This is a genomic window from Micromonospora echinospora, assembly GCF_900091495.1.
GTDB lineage: Bacteria > Actinomycetota > Actinomycetes > Mycobacteriales > Micromonosporaceae > Micromonospora > Micromonospora echinospora.
In genome coordinates this window covers 7193959-7206720 of record NZ_LT607413.1, presented here as the reverse complement: position 1 = coordinate 7206720, position 12762 = coordinate 7193959, and the positions used below count along the sequence as shown (strand labels likewise).

The 12762-nt window shown below is 73.4% G+C and carries 10 protein-coding genes; 6 read left to right on the top strand and 4 right to left on the bottom strand.

Annotation, left to right across the window (positions count from 1 at the left end; genetic code table 11):
• The first annotated feature begins 61 nt into the window (after positions 1–61).
• Genes glgX through treZ form a run of 3 tightly spaced genes read left to right on the top strand, consistent with a single transcriptional unit; the run spans position 62 to position 6239 of the window.
• Positions 62–2179: a glycogen debranching protein GlgX gene (gene glgX, locus GA0070618_RS30640; RefSeq protein ID WP_088984745.1), complete on the top strand. Its 2118-nt coding sequence runs from the start codon at positions 62–64 to the stop codon at positions 2177–2179.
• On the top strand, positions 2179–4509 hold the full coding sequence (gene treY / locus GA0070618_RS30635; RefSeq protein WP_088984744.1) for a malto-oligosyltrehalose synthase: 2331 nt from the start codon (positions 2179–2181) through the stop codon (positions 4507–4509). Before glgX ends, treY begins: the two co-directional genes overlap by 1 nt.
• The gene (gene treZ, locus GA0070618_RS30630) at positions 4506–6239 is read left to right on the top strand and encodes a malto-oligosyltrehalose trehalohydrolase (protein ID WP_088984743.1); all 1734 of its coding nucleotides are present in this window, start codon (positions 4506–4508) and stop codon (positions 6237–6239) included. Before treY ends, treZ begins: the two co-directional genes overlap by 4 nt.
• Before the next feature lie 28 nt (positions 6240–6267).
• Here treZ and GA0070618_RS30625 read toward each other — a convergent pair whose 3' ends face one another.
• Positions 6268–7746, bottom strand: coding sequence for a glutamate--cysteine ligase family protein (locus GA0070618_RS30625; RefSeq protein WP_088985958.1), 1479 nt, complete (start codon positions 7744–7746; stop codon positions 6268–6270).
• A gap of 181 nt (positions 7747–7927) precedes the next feature.
• On the opposite strand from GA0070618_RS30625, the gene GA0070618_RS30620 reads away from it, so the two are divergent.
• Entirely contained in the window at positions 7928–8266 is a 339-nt protein-coding gene (locus GA0070618_RS30620) for a DUF3817 domain-containing protein (RefSeq protein WP_088984742.1), read from the top strand.
• 30 nt (positions 8267–8296) lie between these two features.
• On the opposite strand, the gene GA0070618_RS30615 is transcribed toward GA0070618_RS30620, so the two are convergent.
• Together GA0070618_RS30615 and GA0070618_RS30610 are read right to left on the bottom strand one after the other, a co-directional pair.
• A complete protein-coding gene (locus GA0070618_RS30615) occupies positions 8297–9157 on the bottom strand; it encodes an alpha/beta fold hydrolase (protein WP_088984741.1) in 861 nt (286 codons plus the stop codon).
• 82 nt (positions 9158–9239) lie between these two features.
• Positions 9240–9794, bottom strand: a complete 555-nt coding sequence (locus tag GA0070618_RS30610) for a hypothetical protein (protein ID WP_088984740.1) — start codon at positions 9792–9794, stop codon at positions 9240–9242.
• Between the two features lie 154 nt (positions 9795–9948).
• On the opposite strand from GA0070618_RS30610, the gene GA0070618_RS30605 reads away from it, so the two are divergent.
• Together GA0070618_RS30605 and GA0070618_RS30600 are read left to right on the top strand one after the other, a co-directional pair.
• Positions 9949–11073 carry a baeRF2 domain-containing protein gene (locus GA0070618_RS30605; protein WP_088984739.1) on the top strand — a complete coding sequence of 375 codons (1125 nt, stop codon included), beginning with the start codon at positions 9949–9951 and terminating at the stop codon, positions 11071–11073.
• 148 nt (positions 11074–11221) lie between these two features.
• On the top strand, positions 11222–12262 hold the full coding sequence (locus GA0070618_RS30600; protein WP_088984738.1) for an iron-containing redox enzyme family protein: 1041 nt from the start codon (positions 11222–11224) through the stop codon (positions 12260–12262).
• Between the two features lie 111 nt (positions 12263–12373).
• On the opposite strand, the gene GA0070618_RS30595 is transcribed toward GA0070618_RS30600, so the two are convergent.
• A complete protein-coding gene (locus GA0070618_RS30595) occupies positions 12374–12589 on the bottom strand; it encodes a CDGSH iron-sulfur domain-containing protein (protein ID WP_088984737.1) in 216 nt (71 codons plus the stop codon).
• Positions 12590–12762 lie beyond the last annotated feature (173 nt).

The window sequence follows — 12762 nt, the reverse complement described above, 5'->3', positions numbered from 1 at the left end:
CGTGCGCGTCGGCGGGCCCCGCCCGGCGACGCCGTCGACGAACCATGCCCGAAGGAGCGACATGCAGGTCTGGCCGGGGGACCGCTATCCACTGGGGGCCACCTACGACGGGATGGGCACCAACTTCGCGATCTTCTCGGAGGTGGCCGAGGCGGTCGACCTCTGCCTCTTCGACGAGTGGGACACCGGCGCGGAGCGTCGGGTCCGGCTCCGCGAGGTTGACGCCCACGTCTGGCACGGGTACATCCCGGGCGTCGAGCCGGGACAGCGGTACGGCTACCGGGTCCACGGGCCGTACGACCCGGCGAACGGGCTGCGCTGCAACCCGCACAAGCTGCTGCTGGACCCGTACGCGAAGGCGATCGACGGGGACGTGCAGTGGGATCCCGCCGTCTACGACTACGTGCTGGGCGACCCGGACCGGATGTCCGAGGCCGACTCGGCGGCGTTCATGCCCAAGTCGGTCGTGGTGAACCCGTACTTCGACTGGGGCAACGACCGGCCGCCCCGCACCCCGTACCACCACTCGGTGATCTACGAGGCGCACGTGCGCGGCCTGACCATGCGGCACCCGGGCATCCCCGAGGAGTTGCGCGGCACGTACGCCGGCATCGCCTCCCCGCCGATGATCGAGCACCTGACCCGGCTCGGGGTGACCGCGATCGAGCTGATGCCGGTGCACCAGTTCGTGCACGACCACCGCCTGGCCGACCTGGGCCTGCGCAACTACTGGGGCTACAACACCATCGGCTTCTTCGCCCCGCACCACGGCTACTCCGCGCTGGGCCGCCTCGGCCAGCAGGTGCAGGAGTTCCGGGGGATGGTCCGGGCGCTGCACGCCGCCGGCATCGAGGTGATCCTCGACGTGGTCTACAACCACACCGCCGAGGGCAACCACCTCGGGCCGTCGCTGAGCTTCAAGGGCGTGGACAACCCCAGCTACTACCGGCTGTCAGAGTCCGACCGGCGCTACTACGTCGACTACACCGGCACCGGCAACAGCCTCAACGTCCGTAGCCCGCACTCGCTCCAGCTGATCATGGACTCGCTGCGGTACTGGGTGCAGGAGATGCACGTCGACGGCTTCCGGTTCGACCTCGCCGCCACCCTGGCCCGGGAGTTCTACGAGGTGGACCGCCTCTCCACCTTCTTCGAGGTGGTCCAGCAGGACCCGGTGGTCAGCCAGGTCAAGCTGATCGCCGAGCCGTGGGACGTCGGCCCCGGCGGCTACCAGGTCGGCAACTTCCCGCCGGTGTGGACCGAGTGGAACGGCAAGTACCGGGACACCGTCCGGGACTTCTGGCGTGGTGAGCCGGCCACCCTGGCCGAGTTCGCCTCCCGGATCTCCGGTTCCGCCGACCTCTACCAGGACGACGGCCGCAAGCCGTTCCACAGCATCAACTTCGTCACCTGCCACGACGGGTTCACCCTCGCCGACCTGGTGGCGTACAACGACAAGCACAACGAGGCCAACGGCGAGGAGAACCGGGACGGCGAGAGCCACAACCGGTCCTGGAACTGCGGCGTCGAGGGCCCCACCGACGACGAGGGTGTGCTCGCCCTGCGGGCCCGGCAGCGGCGCAACTTCCTGGCCACCCTGATGCTCTCCCAGGGCGTGCCGATGATCGGCCACGGCGACGAGCTGGGCCGCACCCAACACGGCAACAACAACGCCTACTGCCAGGACAGCGAGCTGGCCTGGATCGACTGGGAGAGCGTCGACGAGCAACTGCTGGACTTCGTCCGTACGCTCACCGACTTCCGGGCCCGGCACCAGGTGTTCCGCCGCCGCCGCTTCTTCACCGGCCTGCCGGTCGGTGGCCGGAGCGCCGAGCAGCCCCTGCCCGACCTGGCCTGGTACACCCCGGACGGGCGGGAGATGAACGGCGACGACTGGGGCAACGACTTCGGCCGCGCGGTCACCCTCTTCGTCAACGGCGAGGGCATCCGCGAGCGCGGCCAGTACGGCCAGCGCCACCGGGACGACTCGTTCCTGCTCTGCTTCAACGCCCACGACGCCCCGCTGGACTTCACCCTCCCCGGGGGCGAGTTCGGCCAGAAGTGGCAGTGCGTCATCAGCACCGCCGACCCGAACCCGGACGACACGACGGTGGTCGGCGCGGGCGGCGCCCTGCGGGTGCCGGACCGTTCCCTGGTGGTCCTGGAGAGGACGGTCTGATGCCGGCGAGCAGCGATTCCCCCGTACCGCCGCCCGGCCGTCGGGTCGGCGCGACCTACCGGGTGCAGGTCCGTCCCGGCTTCGACCTGGACGCCACCGCCGGCCTCGTCGACTACCTCGCCGACCTCGGCGTCACCCACCTCTACAGCGCGCCGTTGCTGACCGCCACCCCCGGTTCCGCGCACGGCTACGACGTGGTCGACCACCGCGCGGTCAACCCGGAACTCGGTGGCGAGGCGGCCCGGCGACGACTGGTGGCCGCGCTGCGCGCCGCCGGGCTCGGGCTGGTCGTCGACATCGTCCCCAACCACGCCGGGGTGGCCCGGCCGGAGGCGAACCCGGCCTGGTGGGACGTGCTGCGCCGGGGCCGGGAGTCGGCGTACGCGCGCTGGTTCGACATCGACTGGGACGCCGGCCGGCTGCGCCTGCCGGTGCTCGCCGACACCCCGGACGCCCTCGGCGACCTCAAGCTCGTCGACGGGGAACTGCGCTACCACGAGCACCGCTTCCCGGTCGCCGACGGCACCGGCGACGGCAGCCCCGTCGAGGTGCACGACCGGCAGCACTACGAGCTGGTCTCCTGGCGGCGCGGCGACGCCGAGCTGACGTACCGGCGGTTCTTCGCCGTCTCCGACCTGGCCGGACTGCGGGTGGAGGACCCGGAGGTGTTTGCCGCCACCCACGCCGAGGTGCTGCGCTGGGCGACGGCCGGGGAGGTCGACGGCATCCGGGTCGACCACCCCGACGGGTTGCGCGACCCGGCCGCCTACCTGGCCCGCCTGCGGGCCGCCGCGCCCGCCGCCTGGCTCGTCGTGGAGAAGATCCTGGAGTACGGCGAGGAGCTGCCGGAGTGGCCGGTCGACGGCACCACCGGTTACGAGGCGCTCGCCGGAGTCTGCGGCCTCTTCGTCGACCGGCGGGCCGAGGGTGAGTTCACCGCCCTGGACACCCGGCTGACCGGCACCGCCACCTCCTGGCCGGAGCTGATCCACGCCACCAAGCTCGCCGCCGCCACCCGGCTGCTCGCCGCCGAGCTGACCCGGCTGGCCGCCCTCGCCCCCGAAGTCGACCGGTCCGACGCCCGCGCCGCCCTCGCCGAGCTGGCCGCCTGCTTCCCGGTCTACCGGGGCTACCCGCCCGAGGGCGCCCGGCACCTGGCCGCCGCCCGTGCCGAGGCCGGCCGACGCCGGCCCGACCTGACCGCCGCCCTGGACACGCTCACCGCCCGGCTGCGCAACCCGGACGACGAACTCGGCCAGCGGTTCCCGCAGCTCACCGGCGCGGTCATGGCCAAGGGGGTGGAGGACACCGCCTACTACCGGTGGAGCCGGTTCGTCGCGCTCAACGAGGTCGGCGGCAGCCCGGCGCACTTCGGCACCCCGCCTGCGGAGTTCCACCGCTTCGCCACCGCCCGGCAGCGTCGCTGGCCGAGGGCGATGACCACGCTCTCCACCCACGACACCAAGCGCGGCGAGGACGTGCGGGCCCGGCTCGCCGTGCTCAGCGAGCTGCCGCAGCGCTGGGCCGAACAGGTCGGCCGGTGGACGGCCGAGGCGCCGCTGCCCGACCCGGCCTTCGCCCACCTGCTCTGGCAGACCGTGGTCGGCGCCTGGCCGATCGAGCGCGAGCGGCTGCACGCGTACGTGGAGAAGGCCGCCCGGGAGGCCGCCGCCTCGACCAGCTGGACCGACCCGGACCCGGTCTTCGAGCACGCCCTGCACGCCCTGGTCGACCGGCTGTACGACGACCCGGGTCTGCACGCCTCGATCACCGCGTTCGCCGGGGAGATCACCGGGGCGGGCTGGTCGAACGCGCTCGGGCAGAAGCTCGTCCAGCTCGCCATGCCCGGGGTGCCCGACACCTACCAGGGCACCGAGCTGTGGGACAACTCCCTGGTCGACCCGGACAACCGCCGGCCGGTCGACTTCGCCGTACGCCGGGAGCTGCTGGCCCGCCTCGACGCCGGCTGGCGGCCCCCGGTCGACGCGAGCGGCGCGGCGAAGCTGCTGGTGGTCTCCCGCACCCTGCGGCTGCGCCGGGACCGCCCGGACCTCTTCGGTGACCACCGTCCGGTGCCGGCGCACGGACCGGCCGCCGAGCACGCGGTCTGCTTCGACACCGGCGGCGCGCTCGCGGTCGCCACCCGGCTGCCGGTGGGGCTGGACCGGCGGGGCGGCTGGGGCGACACGAGCGTGTCGCTTCCCGTTCACGACCTGACCGAGCTGTTCACCGGGCGGGTCTACGCTGGCGGACGGGTGCCGCTGGCCGACCTGCTCGGCACCTACCCCGTCGCGCTGCTCGCTCCCACCGATTCCCGGGAGGCGTCATGACCGAGTTCACCGTGTGGGCACCGGAGGCCGAACGGGTCCGGCTGCGGATCACCGGCGACGCCGACCGGGAGATGACCCCCGCGCCGGGAGGCTGGTGGCGGGCCGAGGCGCCCGACGCCGGGCCCGGCACCGACTACGCGTTCCTGCTCGACGACGACGAGAGCGCCCTGCCGGACCCGCGTTCACCCTGGCAGCCGGCGGGCGTGCACGGGCCGAGCCGGGTCTACGACCATGCCGCCTTCGCCTGGCGGGACCAGGGGTGGACCGGCCGGCACCTGCCCGGCAGCGTCCTGTACGAGCTGCACGTCGGCACGTTCACCCCGGAGGGCACCTTCGACGCGGTGATCGACCGCCTGGACCACCTCGTCGACCTCGGGGTCGACATGATCGAACTGCTCCCGGTGAACGCGTTCAACGGCGAGCACAACTGGGGTTACGACGGGGTCTGCTGGTTCGCCCCGCACCACGCCTACGGCGGCCCGGACGGCCTGAAACGGCTGGTCGACGCGGCGCACCGCCGGGGACTGGGGGTGATCCTCGACGTCGTCTACAACCATTTCGGCCCCTCGGGGGCGTACGCGCCACGCTTCGGGCCGTACCTGACCGAGGGCAGCAACACCTGGGGGCGCTCGGTCAACCTGGACGGGCCGCACTCCGACGAGGTGCGCCGATACATCATCGACAGCGTGCTGATGTGGCTGCGCGATTACCACGTCGACGGCCTGCGGCTGGACGCGGTGCACGCGCTCGCCGACGACCGGGCGACGCCGCTGCTGGAGGAACTGGCCGTCGAGGTGGAGTCGCTCGCCACCCACCTCGGCCGGCCGTTGTCGCTGATCGCCGAGTCCGACCTGAACGACCCCCGGCTGGTCACCCCGCGCGAGGCGGGCGGGATGGGCCTGCACGCGCAGTGGAACGACGACGCCCACCACGCCCTGCACACCCTGCTCACCGGGGAACGACAGGGCTACTACGCCGACTTCGGCTCGCTGGACTGCCTGGAGGCGGTGCTCACCGGGGCGTTCTTCCACGCCGGCACCTGGTCGAGCTTCCGCAACCGCAGCCACGGCCGGCCGGTCGACCGGCAGCGGGTGTCCGGGCACCGGTTCGTGGCGTACCTGCAGAACCACGACCAGATCGGCAACCGGGCCACCGGTGACCGGATCTCCGCCACCCTCTCCCCGGCGCTGCTGCGGGTCGGCGCGACGCTGCTGATGACCGCGCCGTTCACCCCGATGCTGTTCATGGGGGAGGAGTGGGGCGCGACCACGCCGTGGCAGTTCTTCACCAGTCACCCGGAGCCGGAACTGGCCACCGCGGTCGCCACCGGCCGGCGGCGGGAGTTCGCCGCGCACGGGTGGCCGGAGGGGGAGGTCCCCGACCCGCAGGACCCGGAGACGTTCACCCGGTCCCGGCTGGACTGGGCGGAGCTGGACAAGCCCGAGCACCGGGAGATGCTGGCGTTCCACCGCCGGCTGATCGCGTTGCGCAAGGCCCGGCCCGACCTGTCCGACCCCCGGCTGGACCGGGTCGACGTGCGCCACGGCGACCGGTTCCTGGTGGTGCGGCGCGGGGAGTGCCTGGTGGTGGCGAACCTCGCCGACCGGGCACAGCGGGTCAACCTGCCCGGGGTGGTCCGCCAGGTCCTGCTCGCCACCGGTACCGGGGTGACCGTGATGCGGGACGCCGTGGAGCTGCCGGCGGAGACGGCGGCGATCGTGGCACTCTGACCGGCCGCCGAGCCGCGACGGACCGTTGTCAGGGCAACGGCCACTCGTGGACGGGTCGGTTGCTGTGCATCAGGTCGACGTAGTGGCCGAGCATCCGGCGCAGCGCCTCCGGCCGGTCGACGTGGTCCTCGCCCTCGAACCGGTGCAGGGTGGCCACCTGCCAGGACGCGCCGTTACGCCCGGTCAGGCAGCGGCCCTCGATGATGCCGAGCAGCCGGTCCCGCTCCGCCGGGTCCAGCCCCCACCCGTCCAGACCGTGGTGGGCCAGGGGCAGCAGCCGCCGCAGCACCAACTCGGTGACCGGCAGGTAGCCCAGTCCCGGCCAGAACACCTGGGCGTCGATGCCGTGCCGGGCGCAGCCGTGGAAGTTCTCCTCGGCCGCGCTGAACGACATCTGCGACCACAGCGGCCGGTCCGACTCGGCCAGCGCCCGGACGAGGCCGAAGTAGAACGCGCCGTTCGCGACGGTGTCCAGGACGGTCGGCCCGGCCGGTAGGACCCGGTTCTCCACCCGCAGGTGCGGCCGGCCCCGCACCACGTCGTAGACCGGCCGGTTCCAGCGGTAGACGGTGCCGTTGTGCAGCCGCAGCTCGGCCAGCTTGGGTACGTCCCCGGCGGCGAGCGTCTCGGCCGGGTCCTCCGGATCGCAGATCGGCAGCAGCGCCGGGTAGTACCGTACGTTCTCCTCGAACAGGTCGAAGACGCTGGTGATCCAGCGTTCCCCGAACCAGACCCGGGGGCGTACGCCCTGGGCCTTGATCTCCTCGGCCCGGGTGTCGGTGGCCTGCTCGAACAGCGGGATCCGGGTCTCCCGCCACAGTTCCCGGCCGAACAGCAGCGGCGCGTTGGCGCCCAGCGCCACCTGTATCCCGGCGACGGCCTGGGCGGCGTTCCAGTAGTCGGCGAACCGGGCTGGGCTGACCTGGAGGTGGAACTGCGTGCTGGTGCAGGCGGCCTCGGGGGTGATGGTGTCGGCGGTGGTCGCCAGCCGTTCCACGCCGCTGATCGCGATCCGCAGGTCCTCACCCCGGGCGGCGAAGATCTGCTCGTTGAGCAGGCGGTAGCGCGGGTTCGCCGAGAGGGTCCCGGCGGTCAGGTGCTCCGGCCGCAGCGTCGGCAGGATTCCGATCATCACCATGTGCGCGCCGACCGTGCGGGCCTTCTCCTCCGCCGCGTTCAGGCTGGCCCGAACGCTCTCCTCGAACTCGGCGGTGCCGGTGCCGGCGAGTCGCCGGGGGGCGACGTTGATCTCCACGTTGAACTGGCCCAGCTCGGTCTGGAAGCTCGGGTCGGCGACGGCGTCGAGCACGTCGGCGTTGCGCATCGCCGGCATCGACGCGTCGTCCACCAGGTTCAGCTCGATCTCCAGCCCGGTCGTCGGGCGGTCGGACTCGAACCGGGACTCCCGCAGCATCTCGGCGAAGACGTCGAGGCAACGGCGGACCTTCTCCCGGTACCGGGCCCGGTCCTCCCGTGTGAAGGTCCGAATCCCGACGTCCTCGCCCATGGTCACCACCCTGTCACCCCTGGTGTCTCCAACCTCGCATGTGCCGGCGGTACGGGGAAGAGGTCGGAGTCCCTTTCCCCGGGCAGCGCGGTTCGGCGTGATCCGGCTCGCGCCACGGCCACCCGTCTGTCGTTGTACCCACTGCGGGCCCTAACATGGCCCGCGCGAGAGGGGAGAGCACGTGCGCGAGAAGGTGACCCGGTGGTTCGTGGTGGTGGCCGTCGCCGAGGCGTGCTCCTGGCTGGGCCTGCTGGTCGGGATGGCGGTCAAGTACGGGCCACCCGGCAACGAGATCGGCGTGCAGGTCTTCGGGCCCGTGCACGGCGCGCTCTTCATGGCGTACGGCCTGCTGACCCTGCTGGTCGCCCGCCAGCAGCGGTGGGGCTGGGGGATCACCCTGGTGGCCCTGGCCTGCGCGGTCCCGCCGTTCGCGACGCTGGTCTTCGAGCGGTGGGCCCGCCGCCGCGGCCGGCTCGCGCCGGTCACCGGGCCGGTCCGGACGCCGGCCCCGGTGGGCTGACGCCAGCGGCGCGGTGACCCGGCGCGACGCTCAGCCGGCCAGGAAGGCGGCCAGCTCGGCGGCGAGCCGCTCCGGCGCCTCCTCGGCCATGTGGTGCCCGCAGTCGATCGAGGTGGCGGAGACGTCGTCCGCCCAGTCCCGCCAAATCGCCGCCGGGTCGCCGTAGAGGTCGGCCAGGTCGTCGCGTTCCGAGTGGACGAACAGCACCGGGCAGGCGATCTGCCGTCCCGCCGCCCGGTCGGCGTCGTCGGCGGCCCGGTCCGGACCGAGGCCGGCCCGGTAGTCCTCGCACATCGCGTGCACGGTGGCCGGATCGTGGATGGCCCGGCGGTAGTCGGCGTAGGCCTCCGCGCCCATCTGCTCCGGCGACCCGCCGTACCAGGCGTCCGGATCGAGGTTGATCACCCGCTCGGCGGCCTTCTCCCGTTGGCCGAGGAAGAACCAGTGCCACCAGCGGGCGGCGAACCGGGCGTCGCAGCGGGCCAGCGCCTCGCCGATCGGCACCCCGTCGAGCACGCCGAGCCGGGTCACCCGCTCCGGGTGGTCCAGCGCGGTGCGCATCGCCACGTAGCACCCCCGGTCGTGGCCCACCACGGCGAAGCGTTCGTGCCCGAGCCGCCGCATCAGCGCCACCACGTCGCCGGCCATGGCCCGCTTCGCGTACGGCGCGGCGTCGGGCGTCGTCGGCGGTTTGCTCGACCCGCCGTAGCCGCGCAGGTCCGGGCAGACCACCGTGAACCGGTCGGCGAGCCGGGGCGCCACCCGGTGCCAGGTGGCGTGGGTACGGGGATGACCGTGCAGCAGCACCACGGGCGGGCCGGAGCCGCCGTGCCGGACGCGCAGGCGTACCGGTCCGAGGTCGACGTCGGTCAGCGTGAAACCGGGGAACATGCTCCGGCTGCCTGCCCGTTGCCCCGGGTCGGCAAACCCGTCCGGACGTGGCGCACCTGAGCGCCCCGTCGGCGCCGGCGGCTCAGACGGCGATCACCCAGGCCACCACCAGCACCACCACCAGCACCCCGACGAACGCCTGGAGCAGCAGCGGCGGCCCGAAGTGGGACCAGACCGTCGGTGGTCGTGGGGTCAGCCACTGGGTGGTGGTGATGTTGACGATCCGCTCGATCCGGGGCGGGAGGTCCGGGTCGCCCTGGTCGCGCAGGGTGAGCTGGACGTGGTCGCCGGGATGCACCGCGCTCTGGGCCAGGTGGCCGTGCAGCTCGACCTCGTAGAGCTGCCCCTCGGCGTCGCGCAGGCGCATCGGCGTGACCAGGAACTCCGGCCCCTTCTTGAGTTCCTTGAAGCTGCGCCGGGCCGGCCCGCCGGCACCGCCCGCCTTGAGCAGCATCCGCACCAGCAGGGTCAGCACCTGGGTCAGACTCGCCGCGGTCATCACCGCCACCAGGATCGGCTGCCCCACCCGCATCTCACGGGTGTAGCCGTCCATGAAGCGCACCACCCGCCCGGTGAAGATCCTGCCGGTCGGGCGGAGGATTCGCGGGCGTCGGAGGTCGCTGTCCATCATCACCACCGTAAGTCCTGTTCTGTGCACCGATGGTATCGGTCGGGTGGGTTGAACGACGTGAGTGAACGTGATCACGGCGCGTCCCGCGCCGGACGGCGGGGTCAGGTGACAACCGCATCGGTGCGGGTAAGCGCGGGGCCGAGCCGGAAAGGGGTCGAGCATGGAGTTGTCCTTCCTGCGCCCGCTCTACGAGCATCCCGGACCGTGGTGTTCGGTCTACCTGGACGCCTCCCGGGACACCCAGGACGCACGTCCCGCCCTGGACCTGCGGTGGCGGGACCTGGCGGGCCGCCTCGCCGAACAGGGGGCGGACCCGGACACCGTCGCGGCACTGGACCGGATGGTGCGGGGCCACGCCCCGCTGCCCGGGGACTACGGACTGGCCCTCTTCGCCCGCCGGGGCCGGGTCGCGCTCACCGAGTACCTCCACGCGCCGCCGATCCGGGACCTGGCCGCGTACGGTCCGCTGCCGCACACCATGCCGCTGGTCGCCCAGCGGGGTGAGCAGGTCGCCTGGGTCCGGGTGCTGGCCGACCGGACCGGCGCCGACGCGGTGGCGGTCAGCGCCGGTGGGGTGCCGCGTCGGGCCCACGTCCGGGGCCGGGAGAGCCACCAGCTCCGGCGGGTGAAGCCCGGCGGCTGGTCCCAGTCCCGTTACCAGCGCGCGGCCACCGAGGCCTGGCACCACAACGCGGGCGACGCGGCGGCGGCCACGGTCACGCTGGCCGAGCGGGTCGGCGCGGAGGTGGTGGTCCTCGCCGGGGACGTCCGGGCCACCGGGGTGATCGCCGCGCAGCTGCCCCCACGCTGGCAGGACCGGCTGATCCGCACCGACGCCGGCAAGCGGGCCGGGGGCGCGGACCCAACGGCCATGGAGGACGTCACCGTGCAGGCCGTCGCCGAGGTGGCCGACCGACGGATCCAGGAGACGCTGGACCGGTTCGGCGTGCAGGAGGACGTCGGCGCGGGTCTGGACGCGGTGGTCGGCGCGCTCCAACGCAACCAGGTCGACACCATGCTGATCGTGGACGACCCGTCCTCCACGGAGGAACTCTGGATCGGCTCGGAACCGACCGAGATCGCCACCGACCCGGGGCAGCTCACCGCCATGGCCGTCGACGACCCCCAGCGGGTACGCGCCGACGCGGCCCTGGTGCGGGCACTGGTCGGCACCGACGCGGCGGTGACCGTGCTGGGACCGGAGGAGGCCCCCGGGCTGACTGACGGCGTCGGCGCGGTGCTGCGCTACACCGACGCCGGCACGCCGGGACGCGGTGGGGCCTGACCGCCCCGCCACCGGCCGGGCGGGCCCGGGCCGACGCGCCGGGCGGAGCTGACGCACCGGGCGGAGTCGGGCGGGCACGTCGCGGCCGGGGCACCGTTTAGGCCGCAGCGGCCGGGGCATCTACCGCGCAGTCGACCAGGGAGGCGCCATGTCCGACCCCGCCGCCCGCGCACACGGCCCCGCGCCGCTGCCCGAGCCACGCGGCCCGGTCTCGGCCGCCCTGGTCGCCGCGTGGCGGGAACCGCCGCACGACGTTCCGGCGCACCTCGACTGCGACCCGGACGACCCGCTCACTGACGAGGACCTGCAACTGGCCCTGTTCCTCTGCTACGAGCTGCACTACCGGGGCTGGGCCGGGGTGGACGAGGAGTGGGAGTGGCAGCCGTCGCTGCTGGCCCTGCGCGCCCGCCTCGAACGACGGTTCGAGGCCGCGCTGCGCCGCCTGGTCGGGCCGCTGCCGGCGACGGATCCGGCCGACCTGCCGGCGGCGCTGGCCGCGCTGGTCCAGGCCGACGACGGCCCGTCGCTGGTCGCCACCCTGCACCGGCGGGCCACCCTGGCACAGTTCCGGGAGTTCGTCACGCACCGCTCGATCTACCACCTCAAGGAGGCCGATCCGCACTCCTGGGCGATCCCCCGGCTGGGCGGTGCGGTCAAGGCCGCGCTGGTGGAGATCCAGGCCGACGAGTACGGTGGCGGCCGGCCGGAGCGCATGCACGCCGAACTGTTCCGGCTCACCCTGGACCGGCTCGGCCTGGACACCGGGTACGCCGCCCACCTCGACGCGGTGCCCGGGGTGACCCTGGCGACCACCAACGTGATCTCCCTGTTCGGACTGCACCGTCGGTTGCGCGGTGCGCTGGTCGGACATCTCGCCGCCTTCGAGATGACCTCGTCGCTGCCGAACCGCCGGTACGGCAACGGGCTGCGCCGGCTCGGCTTCGACGAGGTGGCCACCCGCTTCTACGACGAACACGTCGAGGCCGACGCGGTGCACGAGCAGATCGCCGCGTACGACCTCTGCGCCGGGCTGGCCCGCGCCGAGCCGGCCCGCACCGGTGACGTGCTCTTCGGCGCGGCGGCCTGCCTGGCCGTGGACCGGCTCTTCGCCACCCACCTGCTCACCAGGTGGGCAGCCGGCCGCAGCTCGCTGCGCCCGACGTCGGCCGCGGTGCCGCTGGCCGCCTGACCACCCGCCCACCTGACCGTCCGCCCACCCGCCGCCCGGGTGGTAGCAGGGGACCCCTGCTCCGCAAAAAGCGGTAACAGGGGGCCCCTGCTACCACCCCACCCGGGGCGCTCAGTCGGTGCGGAAGCCGACCATCTTGTGCGTGCCGTCGCAGAACGGTTTCAACGCCGATCGCCCGCACCGGCACAGCGCCACCGTCCCCCGCCGTGTCTCGATGGTGCGCCCCTCGGGGGTGACCAGGACGAAGTCGCCCCGCACCAGCAGCGGCCCGTCCGGGTAGGCGGTGATGGTGGCGCCCGCCGCAGCGGTGGTCGGGTCATCGGCCATGGCACGGGGATGCCCGCCCCGTACGGCCCGAAACCGTCGGAACCGGCCCGGAGCAGCCCGGTCGCCGACCAGCCCGACGAGGGAACCGTCGGGGACGGCGGGTGCGCCGGGCCCGTCCGGGGGCGGTGACCACCGAAGGGCCAGCACCCGCTGAATCCCCCCGCCCGGTGGCG